Annotated in this window: 17 protein-coding genes and 1 pseudogene; 6 read left to right on the top strand and 12 right to left on the bottom strand. The window is 68.3% G+C overall.

What is annotated here, in order from left to right:
* Window positions 1-69 precede the first annotated feature (69 nt).
* A complete protein-coding gene (locus ACFVVM_RS09600; RefSeq protein WP_387615350.1) occupies window positions 70-1,635 on the top strand; it encodes an acyl--CoA ligase family protein in 1,566 nt (521 codons plus the stop codon).
* Between the two features lie 6 nt (window positions 1,636-1,641).
* Here ACFVVM_RS09600 and ACFVVM_RS09595 read toward each other — a convergent pair whose 3' ends face one another.
* A complete protein-coding gene (locus ACFVVM_RS09595; protein WP_387615347.1) occupies window positions 1,642-2,223 on the bottom strand; it encodes a TetR/AcrR family transcriptional regulator in 582 nt (193 codons plus the stop codon).
* A gap of 135 nt (window positions 2,224-2,358) precedes the next feature.
* Window positions 2,359-3,693 (bottom strand): MFS transporter, encoded by a 1,335-nt coding sequence (locus ACFVVM_RS09590; RefSeq protein ID WP_387615345.1) that lies wholly within the window; start codon window positions 3,691-3,693, stop codon window positions 2,359-2,361.
* Between the two features lie 171 nt (window positions 3,694-3,864).
* Here ACFVVM_RS09590 and ACFVVM_RS09585 point away from each other — a divergent pair, with 171 nt between their 5' ends.
* Entirely contained in the window at window positions 3,865-4,806 is a 942-nt protein-coding gene (locus ACFVVM_RS09585) for a TetR family transcriptional regulator (protein WP_387615342.1), read from the top strand.
* 85 nt (window positions 4,807-4,891) lie between these two features.
* On the top strand, window positions 4,892-5,353 hold the full coding sequence (locus ACFVVM_RS09580) for a nitroreductase family deazaflavin-dependent oxidoreductase (protein WP_387615339.1): 462 nt from the start codon (window positions 4,892-4,894) through the stop codon (window positions 5,351-5,353).
* A gap of 17 nt (window positions 5,354-5,370) precedes the next feature.
* Here the strand turns inward: ACFVVM_RS09580 and ACFVVM_RS09575 are convergent, their stop codons facing one another.
* The 6 genes and pseudogenes from ACFVVM_RS09575 to ACFVVM_RS09550 form a co-directional block, all read right to left on the bottom strand.
* Complete coding sequence (locus ACFVVM_RS09575) at window positions 5,371-5,994, bottom strand: TetR/AcrR family transcriptional regulator (RefSeq protein ID WP_387615336.1); 624 nt, start codon at window positions 5,992-5,994, stop codon at window positions 5,371-5,373.
* Between the two features lie 89 nt (window positions 5,995-6,083).
* Window positions 6,084-8,173: pseudogene (locus ACFVVM_RS09570) on the bottom strand (neutral/alkaline ceramidase).
* Between the two features lie 26 nt (window positions 8,174-8,199).
* Window positions 8,200-9,297 carry an alanine dehydrogenase gene (gene ald / locus ACFVVM_RS09565; RefSeq protein ID WP_387615333.1) on the bottom strand — a complete coding sequence of 366 codons (1,098 nt, stop codon included), beginning with the start codon at window positions 9,295-9,297 and terminating at the stop codon, window positions 8,200-8,202.
* A 29-nt stretch (window positions 9,298-9,326) separates the two neighbouring features.
* Window positions 9,327-10,478 (bottom strand): MFS transporter, encoded by a 1,152-nt coding sequence (locus ACFVVM_RS09560; RefSeq protein ID WP_387615330.1) that lies wholly within the window; start codon window positions 10,476-10,478, stop codon window positions 9,327-9,329.
* Entirely contained in the window at window positions 10,475-11,752 is a 1,278-nt protein-coding gene (locus tag ACFVVM_RS09555; RefSeq protein WP_387615327.1) for an aminotransferase class III-fold pyridoxal phosphate-dependent enzyme, read from the bottom strand. Before ACFVVM_RS09555 ends, ACFVVM_RS09560 begins: the two co-directional genes overlap by 4 nt.
* Complete coding sequence (locus ACFVVM_RS09550) at window positions 11,749-12,615, bottom strand: hypothetical protein (protein ID WP_387615324.1); 867 nt, start codon at window positions 12,613-12,615, stop codon at window positions 11,749-11,751. Before ACFVVM_RS09550 ends, ACFVVM_RS09555 begins: the two co-directional genes overlap by 4 nt.
* A gap of 339 nt (window positions 12,616-12,954) precedes the next feature.
* On the opposite strand from ACFVVM_RS09550, the gene ACFVVM_RS09545 reads away from it, so the two are divergent.
* Window positions 12,955-13,428 carry a hypothetical protein gene (locus tag ACFVVM_RS09545; protein WP_387615322.1) on the top strand — a complete coding sequence of 158 codons (474 nt, stop codon included), beginning with the start codon at window positions 12,955-12,957 and terminating at the stop codon, window positions 13,426-13,428.
* A gap of 62 nt (window positions 13,429-13,490) precedes the next feature.
* Window positions 13,491-14,288 carry an SGNH/GDSL hydrolase family protein gene (locus tag ACFVVM_RS09540; RefSeq protein WP_387615320.1) on the top strand — a complete coding sequence of 266 codons (798 nt, stop codon included), beginning with the start codon at window positions 13,491-13,493 and terminating at the stop codon, window positions 14,286-14,288.
* A 34-nt stretch (window positions 14,289-14,322) separates the two neighbouring features.
* Here the strand turns inward: ACFVVM_RS09540 and ACFVVM_RS09535 are convergent, their stop codons facing one another.
* The gene (locus tag ACFVVM_RS09535; protein ID WP_387615317.1) at window positions 14,323-15,174 is read right to left on the bottom strand and encodes a LysR family transcriptional regulator; all 852 of its coding nucleotides are present in this window, start codon (window positions 15,172-15,174) and stop codon (window positions 14,323-14,325) included.
* A gap of 69 nt (window positions 15,175-15,243) precedes the next feature.
* On the opposite strand from ACFVVM_RS09535, the gene ACFVVM_RS09530 reads away from it, so the two are divergent.
* A complete protein-coding gene (locus tag ACFVVM_RS09530; protein ID WP_387615315.1) occupies window positions 15,244-16,533 on the top strand; it encodes a YbfB/YjiJ family MFS transporter in 1,290 nt (429 codons plus the stop codon).
* Here the strand turns inward: ACFVVM_RS09530 and ACFVVM_RS09525 are convergent.
* From ACFVVM_RS09525 to ACFVVM_RS09515, 3 genes are read right to left on the bottom strand one after another with little or no spacing between them, the layout of a single operon-like run.
* Window positions 16,444-17,199 (bottom strand): alpha/beta fold hydrolase, encoded by a 756-nt coding sequence (locus tag ACFVVM_RS09525; RefSeq protein WP_387615312.1) that lies wholly within the window; start codon window positions 17,197-17,199, stop codon window positions 16,444-16,446. The genes ACFVVM_RS09530 and ACFVVM_RS09525 overlap by 90 nt on opposite strands.
* Window positions 17,196-18,695 carry a flavin-containing monooxygenase gene (locus ACFVVM_RS09520; protein ID WP_387615308.1) on the bottom strand — a complete coding sequence of 500 codons (1,500 nt, stop codon included), beginning with the start codon at window positions 18,693-18,695 and terminating at the stop codon, window positions 17,196-17,198. The genes ACFVVM_RS09525 and ACFVVM_RS09520 overlap by 4 nt, the downstream gene beginning before the upstream one ends.
* A complete protein-coding gene (locus tag ACFVVM_RS09515) occupies window positions 18,692-19,957 on the bottom strand; it encodes an NADH:flavin oxidoreductase/NADH oxidase family protein (RefSeq protein WP_387616803.1) in 1,266 nt (421 codons plus the stop codon). Before ACFVVM_RS09515 ends, ACFVVM_RS09520 begins: the two co-directional genes overlap by 4 nt.
* Window positions 19,958-19,993 lie beyond the last annotated feature (36 nt).

Here is a 19,993-nt window from a genome sequence, read left to right as displayed (position 1 = left end):
ATCAGCTAATGCTTGTTAGCTGAATCTCCTAGGATGACGGTCACCGCTGCTGTCCGAGGAGGCCGATGTATGTCACCCGATCTCGATCATCTGTCCTACGAGCCGTTGACTCCGGTCTCCTTCCTCGACCGGGCGGCGGATGCGCACGGCGATCGGATCGCGGTGATCGACGGATCGGACCAGTGGACCTACGCCCAGCTGCGTGACCGGTGCCGCCGCCTCGCGGGCGCACTCGTGCCGCTGGCCGGCGGCCGACCCGTCGCCGTCCTCGCGCCCAACACCCATGTGCTGCTCGAAGCGCACTTCGGTGTCCCGTGGGCCGGTGTCGCGCTGGTCGCCCTGAACACCCGCCTGGCCGCGGCCGAGATCGCCTATGTGCTCGACCACGCGAAAGTCGCTGTCGTGCTGGTCGATCCGGTGTTCGGCGACCTGATCGACGACGCGGTGTCGCGGCTGCGGACCCGGCCGGTCGTCATCACCGCGGACGAACAGTACGAGCACCTGCTCACCGCGGCGGAACCGGCGACCATCGTGACGACCGACGAACGATCACTGCTCTCGATCAACTACACCTCGGGCACGACCGGGAAACCCAAGGGCGTGATGTACCACCATCGCGGCGCCTACCTGCAGGCGCTGGCGATGGTCGGCCACACCGGGCTGTCCCCGTCGTCGGTGCATCTGTGGACGCTGCCGATGTTCCATTGCAACGGATGGTGTTTCCCCTGGGCGGTGACCGCGGCGGGTGGCACCCACGTCTGCCTGCCCAAGGTGGAGCCGGCCGAGGTCTGGCGGTTGATCGGGGAGCGGGGCGTCACCCATCTCAACGGCGCGCCCACGGTGCTGTCGATGCTCGCGTACGCGCCACAGGCGCAGCCGGTGACTCCGGCGGTGCGGGTGGCGACCGGTGGCGCACCGCCGAGCCCGGCGATCCTGCGCAGGATGGAGGAACTCGGGTTCGACGTCACCCACCTGTACGGACTCACCGAGACCTTCGGGCCCGCGATGATCTGCGACTGGCGCCCCGAATGGAACGGTGTGGACGACACCGCGCGAGCCAGGCTCAAGGCGCGCCAAGGGGTCGGGAACATGATCTCGTGCCGGGTCAGGGTGGTCGGTGCCACCGGTGCCGATGTCGCGGCCGATGGCACCTCGATCGGCGAGATCGCGCTGCGGGGCAACAATCTGATGCTGGGCTACCTCGACGACGAGGAAGCGACCCGCCAGGCCGTGCCGGACGGATGGTTCCGCACCGGTGACCTGGGCGTCGTGCACCCCGACGGGTACATCGAACTGCAGGATCGCAGCAAGGACGTCATCATCTCCGGTGGGGAGAACATCGCCTCCGTCGAGGTCGAGCAGGTCATCGCCGACCATCCGGCCGTCCTGGAAGTGGCGGTGATCGCGATACCGCACGAGCGCTGGGGCGAGGTACCCGCCGCCTACGTGGCATTGAAGGACGGTGCGGCCGCCACCGAGACCGAACTGATCGAGTTCGTGCGCGCGCGGTTGGCGCGATTCAAAGCACCCAAGTCCGTGACCTTCGGTGCTCTGCCGAGAACCTCGACGGGCAAGGTGCAGAAGTACGTGCTGCGTGAGGCCGCGTGGGCGGCGGAGGACCGGCGGATCCGCTGAACCCGCTCAGCGGGCGCCGACGAGTCGCAGCGCGAAATCGACGTACTGCCAGACGATCTCGTTCTCGCTGAGCTCGCCGTCTTCGCGGAACCAGGTGGCGACACCCATCCCGAGGTCGAGGATCGCATACGAGGCGATGCGCTCCGAGGTCACCTGGAACCTGCCCTCGGCCACGCCCTGGGCGATCAGCGACCGGAAGTGGCGCGCGTATTCCGCCCGGCGCGAGAGCACCTCGGTCAGGTACGGCTCGGTCAGGCTCCGGATCTCACGATTGCCGACGAAGGCTTCCCGCCGGTGGCGCGCGTGATAGCGCACGTGTGCCTCCACCGCCCGGCGCAGCCGTTCGGTCGGATCGGCGGTACCCGTGATCGCGCGCCGATGCTCGGCGAGCAGGGCGTCCATGGTGCCGATCGCGATCTCGGCCAGGAGTTCCTGTTTCGAGGTGACGTGCTTGTAGAGACTGGGACCCCGGATCCCGACCCTGGCGCCGATCTCACCCATCGACGTGGCCTCGTAGCCGTGCGTCACGAACAGCTCGAGGGCCGCATCGCGGATCGCGACGCTGCGAGCGGTGGCGGCCCCTGTCATTCCCTGCTCCCTTCGGCACGCGGCTAACGCATAGTAGCCAGTGCGGGCCGCGGAGCAGGGCGGCATCGACGCGAGCCGTGCCCGCGGCGCGTGGAGTGTCGGGACTCCGGCGCGGCGGGCACGGCTGGATTCAGGTCAGGCCACCACGGGTTGGGTGACCGCGGTGGGGCTGTCGGCCCCGGCACTGTCGATGCTCTGCCGGTGCGTCTCCCGGGTCGCCAGGACACACAGCAGGCTGACGGCCGCCACCCCCGCGAGATACACCCCGACGGCGCCGCCGCCGACCGTCGCCTCCAATTGGACCGCGAGCAGTGGCGTCACCGCGCCGCCGAGCACGCCGGCGAGGTTGTAGGACAGTCCGGCTCCGGTGTAGCGGTAGCGCGTGGCGAACAATTCGGGCAGCTGCGCGCCGACCGGACCGTAGGCGAGGCCGACACCGACCTGCGACAGGCAGGCACCCAGCACGAACGACCAGGTCGAGCCGATGCTCAGAATCGGAAAGAGCAACAGCGCGAACACGATCGAGTACACCGTGCCGATGGCCATCATGCGCCGCCTGCCGACGCGATCGCTGTAGAGCGCGCCGATCACGGTGGTGACCGCGAGTGTCGAGCCGGTGCCGATGCCCACCGCGAGCACCGTGGGCGTCGACAACCCGAGTTGCTCGGTCCCATAGCTGGTCAGGTAGGTCACGCCGATGTAGTAGAAGGCGAAGCACATGCTGACGGCGCCCGCGCCGAGCGCGATCTCGCGCGGCTGGCGGGTGACCGCTTCGAACAGCGGTGTCCGACGGGGTTTCGCCGCACGGGTTTCGCGCCGGAAGGTGGCGGTCTCCTCGATGTTCATCCGCATGTACAGGCCGACACCGATCAGCACGATGCTCAGCAGGAAGGGAATGCGCCATCCCCAGGTGGCGAAGGACTCCGCGCTCATGGTCAGTCGGGTGGTCAGGAAGGTCGCGCTGGCCAGGACGAAGCCGAGCGAGGGGCCGAGTTGTGGGTACAGCGCGTAGGTTCCGCGTTTCTCCGGGGGTGCGTTCTCGGCGGTGAGCAGGGTCGCGCCCGCCCATTCGCCGCCCACCGCGAGTCCCTGGCAGATACGCAACGCCACCAGCAGGATCGGCGCCAGTATGCCGATCTGGCCGGTGGTCGGCAGCAACCCGACCGCGACGGTCGACAGGCCCATCAGCAGCAGCGTCGAGACGAGCGTCTTCTTGCGTCCGATGCGATCGCCGAAGTGCCCGAACAGAATCGCGCCGAGCGGTCGCATGACGAAGGCGACACCGAGCGTCGCGAACGAGAGCGTGGTGGCCGCCGCCGTGCCGAGCGCGGGAAAGAACGTCTTGTTGAACACCAGCGCGGCGGCGGTGCCGTAGATGAGGAAGTCGTAGAACTCGATGGTCGTGCCGAGCATGCTGGCCCACGCCAGGCGACGCATCGGGGGCGACTGGTGGGGTTGAGAAACGGACATGGGCGCTCCTGGTTCAGCGTCGAACGGGGATGGATCACTGAACGCACCGACCGATCGTTCGGGCCTGTTCGTGATCCACACCACAGTCGCATGGCGAGAAATCCATGGTCAATGCTGAACATCGCGAAACAGTCTCTGGTCTCTGTTCAGATGTTCAGTTAACGTGAACAGGTGTCGGAGCATCTTGGTTCACCATCGGCGCCCGAGATCGGGTGTGCCGTCAGGAAGGCGAGGACGGCGCGCGGGGTCTCGTTGCGTGAGCTCGCCCGTCGCATCGAAGTCAGTCCCGCCACCGTCAGCGGGATCGAGAACGGTAGGACGCGGCTCGACGTCGGCAGGCTGCACGCGATCGCGGCCGCGTTGGACACCACCGTCGGTGAGTTGCTCGATCGCCATCTCGGCGAACCGGATTCGGATGCCCTCGCGTCCTCGACGATGGTCGCGCCGCACCCCGGTGGTCGGCCGATCGGTCGCGGCTGGCGGGTTTTCGAGCCGTTGACGATCGACATCGTCCTGCGGGCCGCCATCGACGAATTCGTCGAAAAGGGGTATCACGGCTCGACGATGCGCTCGATCGCCCGGCGGGCGCGGCTGAGCGTTCCCGGTGTGTACCACCACTATCGGAGCAAGCAGCACCTGCTGGTGACCTGCCTCGACCTCACGATGGACGAACTGTTCGCCCGGGTGCGGGCCGCACGAGATGAGGGCGCCGATCCCGTGCAGCGGCTCGAATCCATGGTCGAGGCACTGGCGCTGTATCACATGCATCGGCGCAAGCTGGCGATCATCGGCGCCAGCGAGATGCGCAGTTTCGAACCGGCGAACCGGCGCAGAATCGGCGCGTTGCGCAGTGACCTGCAGCATCTGCTGGACACCGAGATCGTCGCCGGTGTCGACCAGGGCTACTTCACCACCGTCAGCCCGCGGCCTGCCGGGCGAGCGATCTCGACGATGTGTACCTCGCTGTCGCAATGGTTCCGCGAGAGCGGTCCGTCGAGTCCTGAACGCATCGCCGCGGACTATGCGCGATTCGCGTTGGACCTGCTGGGCCGCACACCGCCGATCGGTTCCGGCCCGATCGGGGCCGGTGTGGGCGGGGGGATGCCAACCTGATGTTGACGTCGCTCACACCGGTGCTAATGTATGCATTGTCAACTCGATCGTGAGCCCGCGGGGCGCCGGTCGTGCAGTGGCCATGATGCCGGACGAGAGGTACGCGGTGGACAAGTACACGGTCAAGGACGGCGGGGCCAAGCTGATGAATCTCGCGCACCGGCTGGTCCTGACACTGAGCGGAAACCGGTTGCTGGCCAAGCCCTTCGGCATGCCGGTGGTCGAATTGCACACCACCGGACGTAAATCGGGCCAGCCGCGATCGTGCTACCTGACCTCACCGGTGCACGACTCGGATCGGGTGGTGCTGGTCGCGTCGAAGGGCGGCGACGATCGCCATCCGGATTGGTACCGCAATCTGCAGGCGCATCCCGAAGCGGAACTGGTCGTCCACGGCCGACGGCGAGCGGTGCACGCGCGCACCGCGAGCCCCGAGGAGCGCGCCCAGTTGTGGCCGCAGATCACCAGCGCGTACAAGGGGTATGCGAATTATCAAACGCGAACCACCCGTGAGATCCCGGTGGTGATCTGTGAGCTGAAACCCTGACGGCGCCTGTCCGGGAGCTACTGCGCCGTCGGCGCTCGCAGCCCATCGGTGACGGCAGCGGTGAAGGTGGCCACGAGGACGTCCAGTTCGTCGTGGTCGACGCGCAGGGTGTCCGTTCGTGAGGTGAGTGAGAGCAGCCCGTTGAGCGAGGCCCACAGTGCGGTCGCGAGCCGATCCGGATCGAGATCCGCTCGGGCGGTGCCGGATGCGATGCCGTCGCGAAAGACATCGGCCAGTTTGGCGTTCTGTTCCCGGGTGAGGTCGGCGATCCGCTCGAGCGTCTCCGGCTCGTGCGGGGGATTGGCCAGGATCTGGAACTCGTGCGGGCGCTCCCGGGCGAAGCGCACGTATTCGGCCGCGGCCCGCAGCAGCCGCTCCTCGGGGCGGCCCGGCGTGGCGTACGCGGCGTCCATGTAGGCGCGATTCTCCTCCATGGCCAGTTCCGCGACGGCGACGAGCAGCGCCGACCGGCCGCCGACGCGGTTGTAGATCGTCTGTATCGCGACATCCGCGCGCTCCGCGACGGCCTCCAGCGTGAGCGCCTCGGTGCCGTGGGTCGCGATGATCTCGCGTGCGGCATCGATGACGGACCGGCGGTTGGCCGCGGCACGCCGTTGGGTTCGGGTTTCGGAGGTCGGCACACGGTGAGTGTAACGAATGTCAATACTGGATGCCGGATCCATCATTGGAAGGGTTGGGTCACGCCGCCGACCAGCGCGACCCAACGGGGTCATCCGATCCGGAAGGTGTCCGTGCGGGCGGTGAACGGCGAAAGGGTTCCTGCCGCGTCGCGGCTGTCGCCGGTATAGGTGATGCGATAGTTCCCCGGTTCGGTCGTGGTCGGTACCGTCCAGTGGACGCGGATGACCGAGGCGGTCGGCTGGCCGTCGGGTCGTGACCAGTGCATCTCGGTACACCAATCGTTGTCGTCGAAGACCGGCACCCAGCCGGCCGGTGTCTCGCGCTGGACCTCGAAATATGTGTCGCCGGTGTGGAAGTCGTTGTTCGGATGCGCGCCGACGAACTCGACGGTGACGGTTCGGCCCGGCTGGTACTCGGGTTCCGGGGCGGTGAGCACATCCCCGAACCGAGTACCGCTGATCGGGTCGTCGGGGGCACCACCGCCAGCAGTGACGGTTGCGGCCCGGACGACCAGTCCAGGGGAGCGGGTCCGCGACCCAGGGACGCTCGCGCGGCCAGCGCACGCGCCAGGTGGTCGAACTCCTGCATGTACGCCGACAGCGTCCAGCGGCCGTACAGTGTCTCGCCGCCCTCGTATGCCTGTGCGTTGTACTCCTCCGGCGTCGTGACGTAGCCGTTGTAGCCGTTCGCGAAGCCCTGCACCAGGACGTTGTCCACCGGAACGCGCAATGCCCGTGCGACGACGCGCCGGATGCGCAGGCCCGCGACAATCGTGTATTCCGAAGGCCCGCAAGCCAAGACGAGATCGCCGATCCGCAGGAGCTGGATCGCGATGATCTGCGGGACCCAGGGGCGTGGCGCCAGGATCCCGAGCGGGACGCCGATCAGTTTGGGCGCCTGCGCGTCTCGCACCCACTGCGCGATCGGCGCCTCGATGCCACCGAACGCGTCGACCAGCGGGTTCGTCTGCCCCTCGTAGAGGAACGGGAGCTGACTGCGCGCGTTGTCCTCCGAGCTCGTCGCCATCGCCGAGGCGCCCATCATGGCCGGTGTCGTGCGGGCGGGTTCGCCGTCGGGTGTGTAGGTCCCGTCGATCGCGATATCGGCCAGATCGATGTAGCGCAGGACGGCGTCGACGCCGCCGGTGGCCATGGGTGTCGCCGAGTCGAAGGCGTTTCGGCCGGCTTGATATTGCCGTTCGCCGATGAGCGCGCAGTTGGTGCGGTTGTCGTCGGTGGGCCCGTTCGGCCGGAATTTGCCGAGTCCCAGATTGGGCGTCATGTCCCCGGCGTTGGTCTGGGCGAACGCGGCGACGAAGCCGGGCTGCCCGTCTCGATACCGCACGCCCCGCTCGTCGTGCTCCCAGCGGTAGCTGGCGTAACCCTTGTTGTCGGTCGCGATCAACCGGTTCTTGTCGGTGAGCGAGGTGCCGTGCGTGGCGAACCAGGAGACGGCGCCGATGTCGTTGTCGCCCTGCCGGAATCGGAGCACCGTGACCGCCGGATCCACCGCGTTCGGGAAGGCGTTCTTGTCCTCGGCCGGGTTGAGGTCGAACGCTTCCCGGGAACGGTTGGCGCTGGCATCGTGCAGTTCGGCCCGCCCCAGCGCGACCGTGCCCGGCGCGAGTCGTTCGTGTGCGCGGGCGATGGCCTCGACGATTCCGGCGACCTCGGCATCGTGCGAGTTCTGCTGAAACCCGTAGGCGGCCAGGGAATACGCGTACTCACGTGCCGTTCCGCCGCAGGAATTGTGATTGTGCGTCGCGTTGAGATTGACGTTGCGTTCGCTGTAGAGATCGCCGAAGCGCTGGGCGAGCCGCTGCAGGACGGCCAGGTGCACCGACTGGAACACACAGCCGATGTCGGCGGTGACGAATGCGACCCGATCTCCGGTCGCGGCATCGACGACGACGAAGGCGCGCGCCCAGCATCGCATCAACAGGCCCTCGGCGACCTGCTCGAGGTCGGAATAGCCCATCATGCCCTGGCCCGCGACCGCGCCGGTGAGATCGGCGATGCCGCAGCCGACCAGGAGCCCTGCCCCGTCCGCCGCGCGGCGAGCGGGGTGTGCCGTGCTTGCCGTCGGCGTCCCGGCCGCGGCGGGAGCGCGAAGCATCGCCATGGTGCCGGCCAGCGTCGCTGTTCCTGTGGTGAGTGCCGTGCGACGGGTGAATGTCATGGGAGTCCTTCGGATTCGAGTGCGGGTCAGACGAGGATCGCGGACTTGTCGGGGAACACCGCCGCCACCGACGGGTGGGTGATCGCGCCGTCGATGGTGTTCACCCCGCCCGCGAGTGCGTGGTCGTCGTCGGTGGCGCCTTCCCAGCCCTTGTTCGCGATGTCGAGGACGTAGGGCAGCGTCGCGTTCGTCAATGCCGGTGTCGAGGTCGCCGCGGCGGCACCGGGCATGTTGGCCACGCAATAGAAGATCGACTCCGCGACACCGTAGGTGGGTGCGTCGTGCGTCGTGGCCCGGGAGTCGGCGAAACAGCCGCCCTGGTCGATGGCGATGTCGACCAGCACGCTGCCGGGCCGCATGCGCTCGACGATGTCGCGGGTGATCAGCTTCGGCGCCTTCGCGCCGGGGACCAGGACGGCGCCGATCACCAGATCGGATTCCAGTGCGGTGCGCTCGATCTCGTATCCGCTCGACATGACGGTCGCGACCCGGCCACGGTAGAGGTTGTCGATCTCGCGCAGGCGGGGCAGCGAGATGTCGAGCACGGTGACATCGGCGCCGAGCGCCACGGCCTGGTGCACCGCGTTCAAGCCCGCGATGCCCGCGCCGATGACGGTGACCGTCGCCGGTCGCACCCCGGGCACACCGGCCAGCAACTTCGCCCGGCCGCCGTTGCTGCCGAGCAGGTGATAGCTGCCCGCCAGCACCGACAGCCGCCCGGCGACCTCGCTCATCGGCGCCAGCAGCGGCAGGCTGCCGTCGGGTGCCTGCACCGTCTCGTAGGCGATGCCGGTGGTCCGCGACGCCAGCAGCGCGTCGACGAGTGCTTCGTCGGCGGCCAGGTGGAGGTAGGTGAACAGCACCAGATCCGGTCGCAGGTACTGGTATTCGCTGGGGACGGGCTCCTTGACCTTGAGCACGAGTTCGGCTGCCCAGGCCTGCTCGACCGTGCCGAGGACGGCGCCCGCGGCGAGGTAGTCCGCGTCCGCGATCGCGCTGCCGATACCCGCACCCGCCTGGACGGTGACGCGGTGTCCCGCGCGGGTCAATTCCATGACTCCCGCGGGCGTGACGGCGACCCGGGCTTCCTTGTTCTTCACTTCGGTCGGTACCCCGATGTGCATGAGACTTCCTTTCTGCGTGGAGTGCTCGGTCAGACCCGAGAGCTCCTGGTGAAGGTGTGGCGTGGCAGCGTCGGGACGACGGCCAGGAGGACGACGGCGGGGATGATGAACGCGGTTCCCAGGGACGGTCCCGTCGCGACCAGTCCGAGGGCGACGGCACCGGCGACCGCGCCGCCGTAGTTGAACAGGTTGACCCGGGCGATCACCTCGTCGCTGCGAGCGGGCTCGAGCTCGCCCGCCGCGGAGAAGGCGATCGGTACCAGCGCGCCGATCGACAGCCCGGCCGCGGCGAATCCGATGATCGCGCCGAGGAGGGTGGGCACGACCGCGACGGTCGCGGTGCCGAGGACACCGATGCCGATGGCGGCGGCGGTGACCGCGCTGCGATCGAACCTGCGCACCAGCGGATCGACGGTGAGCCTCGAGACGAGCACGGCGGCCTGGTACGCGGCGAAGCCGAGGGGAGCCGTCGCGGCCGCGACCGCCAGTCCGTCGCTGAGGTAGACGGTGCTCCAGGTGGCCACCGCCGAATCGACCGTGAACGCCGCCAGGACCAGCGCGCCGACGCGCCAGATGCCCGGCCACGGCAGCGGAGTCCGGACTGTGTTGTCCTCGTGGATCTTTCGCGCCGCCCGCGCGGGATCGAAGAGCTTGGCACCCGCCGCGACCACGGCGATCTGCACCGTGGCCGCCACCGCCAGCGGCAGTAGCGGGAACCCGCCCGCGACCGCCGCCGACACCACCACCGCGCCGAGCACGGCCGCCGCGGTGTAGGTCGCGTAGAGGCGCCCGAAAACCGGTGTGCCGCTGCGCCGCTGGACCAGCGCGCCTTGCATGTTCGCGGCGGCGTCGACGACGCCCAGGCCGATGCCGTAGATCCCGAAGGCGACCAGGAACGGCCCGAGATCGCCGAGCACGGTCAGGGTGAGCAGCGCGGCGGCCTCCATCGCCAGCCCGGCGCACAGTGCCTGCTTGCTGCCCCATCGCACGGCGATGAGATCGGCCAGAATCGACCCACCCGCCGCTGCCGCGCACATACCGAGCAGCAGCAGCGCGATGGTCGTCTCGGTCAGGTCGAGGCGCGACTTGAACTCGGGCAGCACGGTGACCGCGATCGCGTACCCCAGCCCCTGCGCGCCATAGGCTCCCGCGACCGTGATCGTTCCGGCGGACGACCTCACCGTGACTCCGGTTGATCGCGGACGGCGCGGAACGCCGCGTCGGCGATGTCGAGGGTCTTGTCGATGTCGGCCTCGGTGAGCGCGGCACTGATGAAGTGATTGTGGTGGTTGGTCAGGAACACACCACGGCGAACGCATTCGGCGATCCACCGCTGATGCAGCATCAGCGAGTCGTCGTCGGCGAGCCGAAGGTAGAACAGCGCCGGTTCACCGGAGGCGACGAGCTGGAATCCGTTGGTGGCGGCCACATCGACCAGACCCTCGGTGAGCCGGGTGCCGAGGCGCCGGAAGAGTGCGGGGCCGTCGATCTCCCGAAGTTTGGTCAGGGTGGCGATGCCCGCCGCGAAGGGAACCGCGCTCATCCAGTAGCTGCCGGTGAAGGTGATGCTGCTGACCGCCTCGCGCAGACTGTCGCGCCCGCACAGCGCGGAGACGTTGTAGCCGTTGGCGATCGCCTTGCAGAAGCAGATCAGATCGGCCTGGAAACCGTAGTAGTGGTCACTGCCCGCCAGATCCAGCCGGAAACCCGCGCGGACATCGTCGACGATCAGCACGACGTCGAATTCGTCGCACAGCCGGCGCACACCGGCCCAGTACTCGGCCGCGGGCAGGATGTTGTCGCCGAAGTTGCGGTGCTGGTAGGGCTGGGCGATGAGCGCGGCGATCTCACCCCGATGGGCGGCGAAGGTCGCGCGCAGGGCGGCGAGGTCGTTCCAGGGGATCTCGATGTTGCCCGCGACATCCTGGTCGAGCACGCCGGGGTAGTCCAGCTTCTGCGTCCACGGCGCGACGCCGTGGTAGTAGCCCTCGATGAAGACGATGCGACGTCGGCCGGTCGCGGCCCGCGCGGTCATGATCGCCAGCGTGGTGACGTCGCCGCCGTTCTTGGCGAAGAACGCCCAGTCCGCGCTCGCGACGGTGTCGACGAGGAGTTCGGCGAAATCGACCATCGTGGTCGTCGGGATGGTGACGACATCTCCGAGTTCGCCCTGCGCCTGGGCGGCGGCCTGCACGTCGGGGTCGCGGTAGCCGAGGACGTTGGGGCCGTAACCGCACATGTAGTCGATGAATTCGTTGCCGTCGAGATCCCAGAAGCGGGTGCCCTCCGCGCGGGCGGAGAACAGGGGGTAGGCCGAGCGGGGGATGTAGCACCCGTCGCGGGGGCCCTGGTGGCCGTGGATGCCACCGGGTACGACGCGCACCGCGCGTTCGAAAGCAGCTGCACTGCGGGCATATTCGTAGGTCGCGGGGGTGAAGAGGTCGGACGAGGTCATGATCGGTGTGCTCCCAGGTAGGCCCCGACGCGGTCGAGGATGCGATTGGCGTTGTCGACGAGGGGGATGAACCCCCGCATGGTCAGGCGGCCGTCGCACAGACACGTGAGCGCGCTGTCCTGGCCGGAGAGGATGGAGCCGGCGACGCCGAGATCGGCGAAACGCAGTGCGGCGCGCGGTGAATCGGTGTGGTCCTGATCCACCCGTAGCCGGTGGTCCTTGACTTCGAGGCGGTAGCGGAGGTCGTCACCGACTTCGAGGTCGAAGTCACCGTCGGGCATGTGGCGGGCCGAGAACTGGCCGCTGCGGTCTTCGTTGCCCACGACAGTGATCGCGATGGCCGAGATGTGCAGCGCGAGCATGGTCGCGATGTCGGCCTGGATCTGCGTGGTCCCCGGCTGGAGGTAGCCGGCCAGAATCTCGGTCAGCGGCCCGAATTGCTGGGTCAGGAACCGGATTCCGGCCGGTCCGCCGAGGGGAATCGGTCGCGCGTCACCGTCGAGAACGGCTTGCAGATGGGCAGGCGAGGTGAACAGCAGGCGCGGGCCGATGCCGCGTCCGCCCGGCCGGATCGAGGTCGGGGTGAAGGTGTAGCGGGCCTCCGGACCGCCGTACACCATCAGGGTGAGCGTGACTTCGCGGTCAAGGGTGCCGAGCACGGCCGCCGCCGCACTGTCGAGTTCGACCAGTCTCGGCAGTGCTCCCAGGACGGCGTGCAAATTGATCGCGGCGTGGACGCGGTCGTCGAATTCGGTCAGCATCGAATGTCTCTCGGGTAGTTCGGGATTCGGATCGGGGTGGGGGTCATGGGCGCGCTGGTGCCCGGGTGGCGCGTTCGGCCAGGGCGAGGGAGACGCGGGCATGGGACTCCTTCTCGAAGGATCGGAGATCAATAACTGGACGAATGACCAACTACTGCGATCAGACTCCTCGGCAGGTGGCGCGGCAAGGGCGCGGCGAGGTGATTTACGGCTTTGTCACCGGCGGAAACACTGCAGGTCGGCGCCAGGAAACACGCGGAAACACAAGTGGGCGGGACTACATCGATACGGCGTGGCCGCCGTCACCTCGTCGGCGATTTCGGGTCGCCGTGTGAGTCCGTTCACGAACGGTTGCCGATGCTTGCACAAGGCTGTGCAAGCGGAGTATTTTCACATTTACGTGCAATTGCACGTCATTGTGAAAATTAGAAGGAGAGGGACATGACCAGCCAGGTGATGAATGCTCGGATCGGAATCGCGCCCCAGTCGACCGTGCGTCGCACGCGCGGCGGGGTGTCCCTGTCGGCGATTCGTGGGGTGGGCGCCGTGCGCGCCCTGTACGGCCTCGTCCCGTTCGTGTTCCTGATGACGGGAGCCGATGCCGGTACGGGACTCGCGGGCGCGGCACTGCTGCTGGTCGGGGTCGTGACCCTGCTGCAAGGGCTCGGCGTGGCGGCCATCGCCCCGCGATTGGACCGCGATGACTCCAGCGCACTGGCCGCCGTGGTCGCCGATGCGATCGCCGTGGTCGCGGGACTGGCGCTGATTCTCCTGGCCTGGGACCAGTTCTCGGCCTCGGCCGCGCTGGTCGTGCTCGGCGCTGTAGTTGTCGCGGGGTTGTCCATGGTCGCGATCGCGCTGGCGACAGCCGTGAACGCGAGTGGAGTCGACCGTCCGCGTAAGGTACTCAATTAATTGACTATGAAGTCGGCGTGTCAGCGGGATGCGGATGGAGCCGACGCGGAAGGTGGCTGACCATGACGACACGTGACCGCACCGGCTCCACCTCGTTCTTCCGGTACGTCGCCCTCGGCGACAGTCAGAGCGAGGGAGTCGGCGACGGCGCGGACCACACCGGGCTGGTCGGCTTGGCCGACCGGCTCGCCGCGACCATGGCCGAGTCCAACCCCGCACTGCAATACGCCAACCTGGCCGTGCGCGGCAAACTGGCGGGGCAGGTCCGCCGTGAGCAGCTCGACGCCGCGCTCGCGTTGCGCCCCGACGTCGCGACGGTGATCGCCGGTATGAACGATCTGCTGCGGCCACGGTTCGACGCCGAGTCGGTGGGCGAGCATCTCGAGGTGATGTTCGCCGCCCTGACGGCGCAGGGTGCCGAGGTGGCGACCCTGACCTACCCCGATGTCACTCGCATCGTTCCCTACGCCCGGTTCCTCGGTCAGCGCACGATCGCGCTCAACGACGTCATCCGCGATGTCGCTGCCCGCCATGGGGTTCGGGTCGCGGAGACCAGCGACCACCCGGTCGTCACCGACCCCCGCCTGTGGTCGTCGGACCGCCTGCACGCCAGCCCGCTGGGCCACCAGCGCATCGCCGACGCACTGGCGCAGGTACTGGAAGTGCCGGGGTCGAACGGCAGCTGGGCCGATGCGCTGCCGCCCGTGGCGGCCGAGCGCGGCCCGGTGGCCGCCGCGGGCGCCGAACTTCGCTGGCTGGCAGGCTTTCTCGGACCGTGGCTGCTCCGACGCCTCACCGGCAGGTCTTCCGGCGACGGCCGGTCGGCCAAACGGCCACATCTGACACCCGTTCACGCGTGAGCGAATTCCGGTCATCGGACCCGGATCGCCCTCGTCAGTCGCGTGGAACGGTCAGTGCGGTGTCGATGAAGAGCCGGGTCGATCGTGCGGGCTCGGGGGTGCGGCGCCAGCCGAGGTAGAGGGTCGAGGCGGGAATGTCGGGCAGTTCCCGGTAGACGACATCGGGGTGTGGCGCGCGGTGGATGGCCAGGGCCGGGACGACGCCGATGCCGCGGTCGGCGGCGATGAGTTCGATCCATTCGTCGAAGTTCCGGCAGGTGACGGTTTCCCGGTCGGGATCGGGGTCGAGCCAGGAATCGGGGGTGGTGGTTCCCGATTCTGTGTTGACGACCAGGCGGTGGCGGGCGAGATCGGCCCAGCGCAGCCCGGGTGCCCGCGCGAGGTCGGAGTGGACCGACACGGCGAGCACGCGTTCTTCGACGCCGATGCGACGCCAGGCGATCGACCCGGTCGACTGGCGGATGTTGCGGACGACAGCGACGTCGACGGTGCCGTTGCTCAGGTCCGCGGTGGGGTTGTCGCTGCGCATCAGGGTGAGCTGCCCGCCGTGTTCTTCATAGCGGGTGCGGGTGGCGGCGAACCATTCGGTGGGCAGCAACCAGGCGAATCCGACCCGGACCGTGACCAGGGCCCGCATCTCCGCCTGTAGTTCGGTCAGGTCGGTCAGGATGGCGCGGCTTCTGCGCAGGAACAATTCGCCGTTGGCCGTGAGCGTGAGCGTCGGTGCCGAACGATCGATCAGGCCGCAGTCGAGGATGCGTTCGAGATCTTGGATCGTCCGGCTGAGCGACGGCTGGGAGACGTGCAACCGCGTGGCGGCACGCGTGAACGTGCCTTCCTCCCGCAGCGTCACGAACGCTTCGAGATGCCGTATCTGCAAGTCCATACTTTCAGCGTATACACCATGCTGAGAAGGTATTTTCTTGGCGTACAGAACGCTCGTAGCGTGGCCGGGGTGAACGTATCGCGCCCGCCTGCGCCCCCTACCCGACGTCGGATCAGCGGGCCTCGGGTCGGTGTGGCCGCCGCGGCGGGTCTCGCGGCGGCGATGGGTGTCGGGCGCTTCGTGTTCACCCCGCTGCTGCCGATCATGACGTCCTCGGCGGGGATCAGCGCGGGGGACGGGGCGATCATCGCGACCGGCAACTACGCGGGCTACCTGGTCGGTGCGGTGCTGCTGACCCGGATGCCGCACCTGAGCCGGCGGAGCACCTTCCTCGCGTGGTCGGTGGTGCTGATCGCCAGCGAGGCGGCGATGGCGCTGTCGGCGCAGGTGGTTCCGCAGGCGGGACTGCGCTTCGCCGCCGGGGTGGCCAGCGCCGCCATCTTCATCGCCTGCGCGTCCACGGTCGCCCGGCACCGACGGGAAGGCGCGTCCATGGGAGTCGCGTTCGCCGGTGTCGGCGCCGGTATCGCGATCACCGGTGTGTTCACCCTCGCCGCCGGGACCTGGCTGTCCTGGCAGGGGCTGTGGGTGGGCTCGGCGGTGTTGACCGCGGTTCTGCTGGCCCCGGCCTGGATGCTCGACATCCGCGACGAGACCGACGCCGACCTCGGGATCGACCCGGCTGTCCGGGCCCGCCTTGACCCGAACGTGCGCCGAGCGTGGTTGCTGCTGTTGAGCGCCTACTTCGCCGAGGGCCTGGGCTACATCATCCTGGGAACGTTCCTGGTCGCCGCGGTGGCAGGCCACGGCGGTGGACATTCCTCGACGGGAGCGTTGCTGTGGACGCTGGTGGGCGTGGCGGCGGTGCCCGCGACGATGATCTGGCACGCAGTGGCACGGCGCATCGGCACCGGCCGAGCCCTCGTCGCCGCCTTGGTCATTCAATGCGTCGGAACCGCCGCACCAGCCGTGAGCGACAGTGTGATCGCGGCGCTGATCGCCGCGGTCACCTTCGGGGCGACCTTCATGGCCATCGTGATGCTGGCCGTCGATGCGGGCAACCGGCTTCCCGTTCCTCGCTCGGCAGCCACCCTGACCGCTGCCTTCGCCGTAGGGCAGATGATCGGTCCGCTGATCGTGGCACCGGTCATCGAGAACTCCTATGACATGGCATTCGCGATCGCCGCGGTCATCGTCGCCGTGTCCGCGGGTTTGGCGGCGGCAGCGACCCGGGCGATGGATTCGATCCCGGACTCCGCACGGACGCCATCACCGCGAAGCAGTGCGGGCCGTTCGAGTGATCAGCTCGGCGATCTCGACCGGAGCCTCCCAGGGCGGAGTGTGGCCGACGCCCGGTAGCACTGCCGTTGTCACGTGACGAAGATGTGCGAAGGCGTCGGCGGGTGCGGCGACGCGCGCGTCCACCTCGCCGAAGACGAGTTCGGTGGGCACGAACAGGTTTCGGAGACGGTCGGGTAGTGGGGCAGCGTCGAGGTAGGTGTCGATGGCGCGTGAACTTCGCACGAAGTTGCGGCGGCCGCGGGCTCGGGCGTCGGCGAGGAACTGGTCCGGCACGTTCACGCCGGGGCCGAAGGCGCTTCGCTGTGCCGCACGTTGGCGTTCGTCGGAGGCGAGCGACCACATCAGGTCGCCGATCCCGGGGATGGCCAGCGCCCGCTCGATCGGTGAGCGAGCGCTCAGTCGAGCATCCCGCGACCACGGTGGGCACAACAGAACCAGTGCGGAGACGAGGTCTGGGCGACGTTCGGCCAGCGCGGCCGCGACAAGGGCACCCCGCGAGTGTCCGACGACGACCACGGGACGACCGGGATCGAGCAGTGCCGCGACATCGTCGGCGTCGTCCTCGATCCGACCGTCCGACGCCAATTCCACGGCGAGACAAGCGGTCTGCGGCTCGATCTTCGGCAGCACCCTGTCCCAGACCCGGTAGGAGCTCGCCAGACCGTGGACCAGCACGGTCTTCGGTGCGCTCGGTCGGCCCGCGATCACCCCGCCCGCGCTCACGAGACCACCGCCTCGACGCGGGCATTGCGGCGGTGCAGCAGGTGCTGGTGCGGATCGAAACGTACTGTGCGGCGCCGGAAGTCGAGAGTCGAGCCGGGCCAGATATTGGTGTTGCGGCCGTTCTCGCCGAGATACCAACTGGTGCAACCGCCGCTGGTCCAGACGGTGCCGGTCCCCAGCTGCTCGACGTCGTCGGCGAACGCCCGCTGGGCCGCGCGGGTCGGTTCGACCGCGGCCAGACCGTGCTCGTCGACATGGCCGATCGCGCCGGCGATGTAGGTGGCCTGCGACTCGAACATGTGGATCACCGAGGTGTGCCCGAGGCCGATGTTCGGGCCGTGGATGAGGAAGATGTTCGGGAACCCGGCGACCGCGGTGCCCAGATACGCGGCCGGGCTCGTGCCCCAGACCTCGGACATCGTGCGCCCGTCCGGACCGTGGACGGAATCGGTCAGCGGCAGTCGTGCGGTCTGGAACCCGGTGCCGAAGATGATGACGTCGACTTCATGATGGGTACCGGTGGTGTCGGTGAGGCCGCTCGCGGTGATCTCGCTGATGCCCGCGGTCTCGAGGGTGACGTTGGGCTGCGCCAACGCGCGCAGGTAGTCGTCGGAGATCAGCACCCGTTTGCAGCCGAGCCGGAAGTCGGGCGACAACTTGGCCCGCAACTGCGGATCACCGACCTGTGCCTCGAGGAAACGCCGAGCACCACGCTCGGGCAGCCTCATGAGCGCGGGATGGCGAAAGGCGACGACCTTCCACTCGCGCCGCAGATACACCCGCAGCCGCGCCATCCGCTGGGTGATCGGGAACCTGCGATAGAGCGCCCGGCGCGTCTCGCCGACCTCGTGATCGTGGCGGGGAACCACCCAGGCGGGTGTGCGCTGGAAAACCGTCAACTGCGCCACGTCGGGCTGGATCGCCGGAACGAACTGGACCGCGGACGGGCCGGTGCCGACGACCGCCACCCGTTTACCGGTGAGGTCGAGGTCGTGGTTCCAGCGCGCGGAGTGAAAGCTGTTGCCCTCGAACAGATCCGCCCCCGGGATCGCCGGAACGACCGGATCCGCGAGCGCCCCGGTCGCCAGCACCACGTGGGTGGCGGTCCGCGGTCCCTGTGATGTCTCGAGCCACCAGAGCTGCTCGACCGAATCCCATTCGAGTCGCTGGACCGTGCAATCGAGCACCAGGTTGCCGCGCAACCCTTGCCTGTCGGTGACATCCTCGAGGTAGGCGAACAGTTCCGCCCGCGTGGCATAGGTGTTGCGCCAGTGCGGGTTCGGCGCGAACGAGAACGAGTACAGATCGCTCTGGACGTCCACGGCGGCACCGGGATAGTCGTTGTCGCGCCACACGCCACCCACTGCGCCCGCGCGCTCGAGCAGGGCGAAATCGGTGATGCCCGCCTGCCGCAGCCGCACCGCCGTCGCGATGCCGCCGAAGCCGGTACCGATGATGGCCACCTGATGGTGGGGGAGGGGTGTGGGTGCGGTCATCGGTTCTCCGAGGGTTTGTTCACGGCCAGCCATTTCGAATAGCTGCGCAGCGCACGGGCTTGCGCGCGCTGGTCGGCCACCATGGCCAGCGCCGGGCTGACATTGAGGGCGGGTTTCGAGCCGGTGGCCATGCGGCGCATCTGGTAGCGCACCATCGCCATCTCGGTGGCGGAGGCCAGTGTCTTGTCCGTCCAGGTCACCGGCTTCATGGTCCGGGGTGCTTCCTGCCCAGCACGCCAGCGATGCGGCAAATCGGGCGTGACCGCCAGTGCTGTGGCCATGCCGATGAGTTCGACATTGTTGTCCAGGACGCGTTCCGCGGTCTCTCGGCGGGAGATGCCGCCGGTCAGCATGAGCGGCAGCACGCTGGATTTGGCCAGTTTCGCGGCGAGCTCCAGGAAGTAGGCCTCCCGGGTGGCGGTGCGGCCATCGGTCGGTCGACCGGACATGGCCGGGCTCTCGTAGCTGCCGCCCGATATCTCGACGAGGTCGGCTCCGATCGATGCGAGCATCGCGATCACCGCGTTGGCATCCCCGGCACCGAAGCCGCCCCGCTGGAAATCCGCGGAGTTGAGTTTCACCGCGACCGCGAAGGATGCAGGCACCACCGCGCGAATTCCGCGCACGATCTCGATCAGCAGCCGCGCGCGATTCTGCAGCGAACCACCGAACTCGTCGGTGCGATTGTTCACCAGCGGTGAGAGGAACTGCGAGAGCAGATACCCGTGTGCGGCATGAACTTCCACGCCGTCGAACCCGGCGAGCTCGGCACGGTGCGCCGTGGTGACGAAGCGGGCGACGGTCTCGCGTATCTGCTGGACTGTCATCGCTGTCGGCTGACCGAAACGCTTGGTGTGCCGACCGAGGTCGAGCGCGATGTCCGACGGGCCCCAGACGACGCCAGGCATGCGCGCCTGCACCTGGCGGCCGGGATGGCTGATCTGCATCCACATGGCGGCACCGGCGGCTTTGCCTGCCGCGGCCCATGCGGCGAAGGGCTCCAACGGCGATTCGGCATCGAGCACGATGCCCCCGGGACCGGTCAGCGCTTCGGCGTGAACCATGACGTTTCCCGTGATCAGCAACCCGGCGCCCCCGGTGCCCCATCGTCGATACAGCTCGACCAGACGCGTGTCGGGCAGTTGCGCCCTGCCTGCCATGCCCTCCTCCATGGCGGCCTTGGCGATCCTGTTCGGCAGGGTCTGGCCGGAACGTAGCCGCAGAGGCGAGAACAACCCGCCCGAGTCCGGATCACTCGACATCGGCAACATCCTTCGATCACCTAGAGTTACAGTGCT

This window comes from Nocardia sp. NPDC058176 (assembly GCF_042883805.1).
GTDB lineage: Bacteria > Actinomycetota > Actinomycetes > Mycobacteriales > Mycobacteriaceae > Nocardia.
The sequence above is the reverse complement of the archived record's forward strand: the minus strand, read 5'-3'. Positions and strand labels throughout refer to the sequence as shown.

Excerpts from the sequence above, each read along its gene's own strand:
- ACFVVM_RS09600 (WP_387615350.1), top strand. The coding sequence starts at position 70 with ATGTCACCCGATCTCGATCATCTGTCCTACGAGCCGTTGACTCCGGTC.
- ACFVVM_RS09595 (WP_387615347.1), bottom strand. The coding sequence starts at position 2,223 with ATGACAGGGGCCGCCACCGCTCGCAGCGTCGCGATCCGCGATGCGGCC.
- ACFVVM_RS09590 (WP_387615345.1), bottom strand. The coding sequence starts at position 3,693 with ATGTCCGTTTCTCAACCCCACCAGTCGCCCCCGATGCGTCGCCTGGCG.
- ACFVVM_RS09580 (WP_387615339.1), top strand. The coding sequence starts at position 4,892 with ATGCCGGACGAGAGGTACGCGGTGGACAAGTACACGGTCAAGGACGGC.
- ald (WP_387615333.1), bottom strand. The coding sequence starts at position 9,297 with ATGCACATCGGGGTACCGACCGAAGTGAAGAACAAGGAAGCCCGGGTC.
- ACFVVM_RS09555 (WP_387615327.1), bottom strand. The coding sequence starts at position 11,752 with ATGACCTCGTCCGACCTCTTCACCCCCGCGACCTACGAATATGCCCGC.
- ACFVVM_RS09550 (WP_387615324.1), bottom strand. The coding sequence starts at position 12,615 with ATGCCCGCGTCTCCCTCGCCCTGGCCGAACGCGCCACCCGGGCACCAG.
- ACFVVM_RS09545 (WP_387615322.1), top strand. The coding sequence starts at position 12,955 with ATGACCAGCCAGGTGATGAATGCTCGGATCGGAATCGCGCCCCAGTCG.
- ACFVVM_RS09540 (WP_387615320.1), top strand. The coding sequence starts at position 13,491 with ATGACGACACGTGACCGCACCGGCTCCACCTCGTTCTTCCGGTACGTC.
- ACFVVM_RS09535 (WP_387615317.1), bottom strand. The coding sequence starts at position 15,174 with ATGGACTTGCAGATACGGCATCTCGAAGCGTTCGTGACGCTGCGGGAG.
- ACFVVM_RS09520 (WP_387615308.1), bottom strand. The coding sequence starts at position 18,695 with ATGACCGCACCCACACCCCTCCCCCACCATCAGGTGGCCATCATCGGT.
- ACFVVM_RS09515 (WP_387616803.1), bottom strand. The coding sequence starts at position 19,957 with ATGTCGAGTGATCCGGACTCGGGCGGGTTGTTCTCGCCTCTGCGGCTA.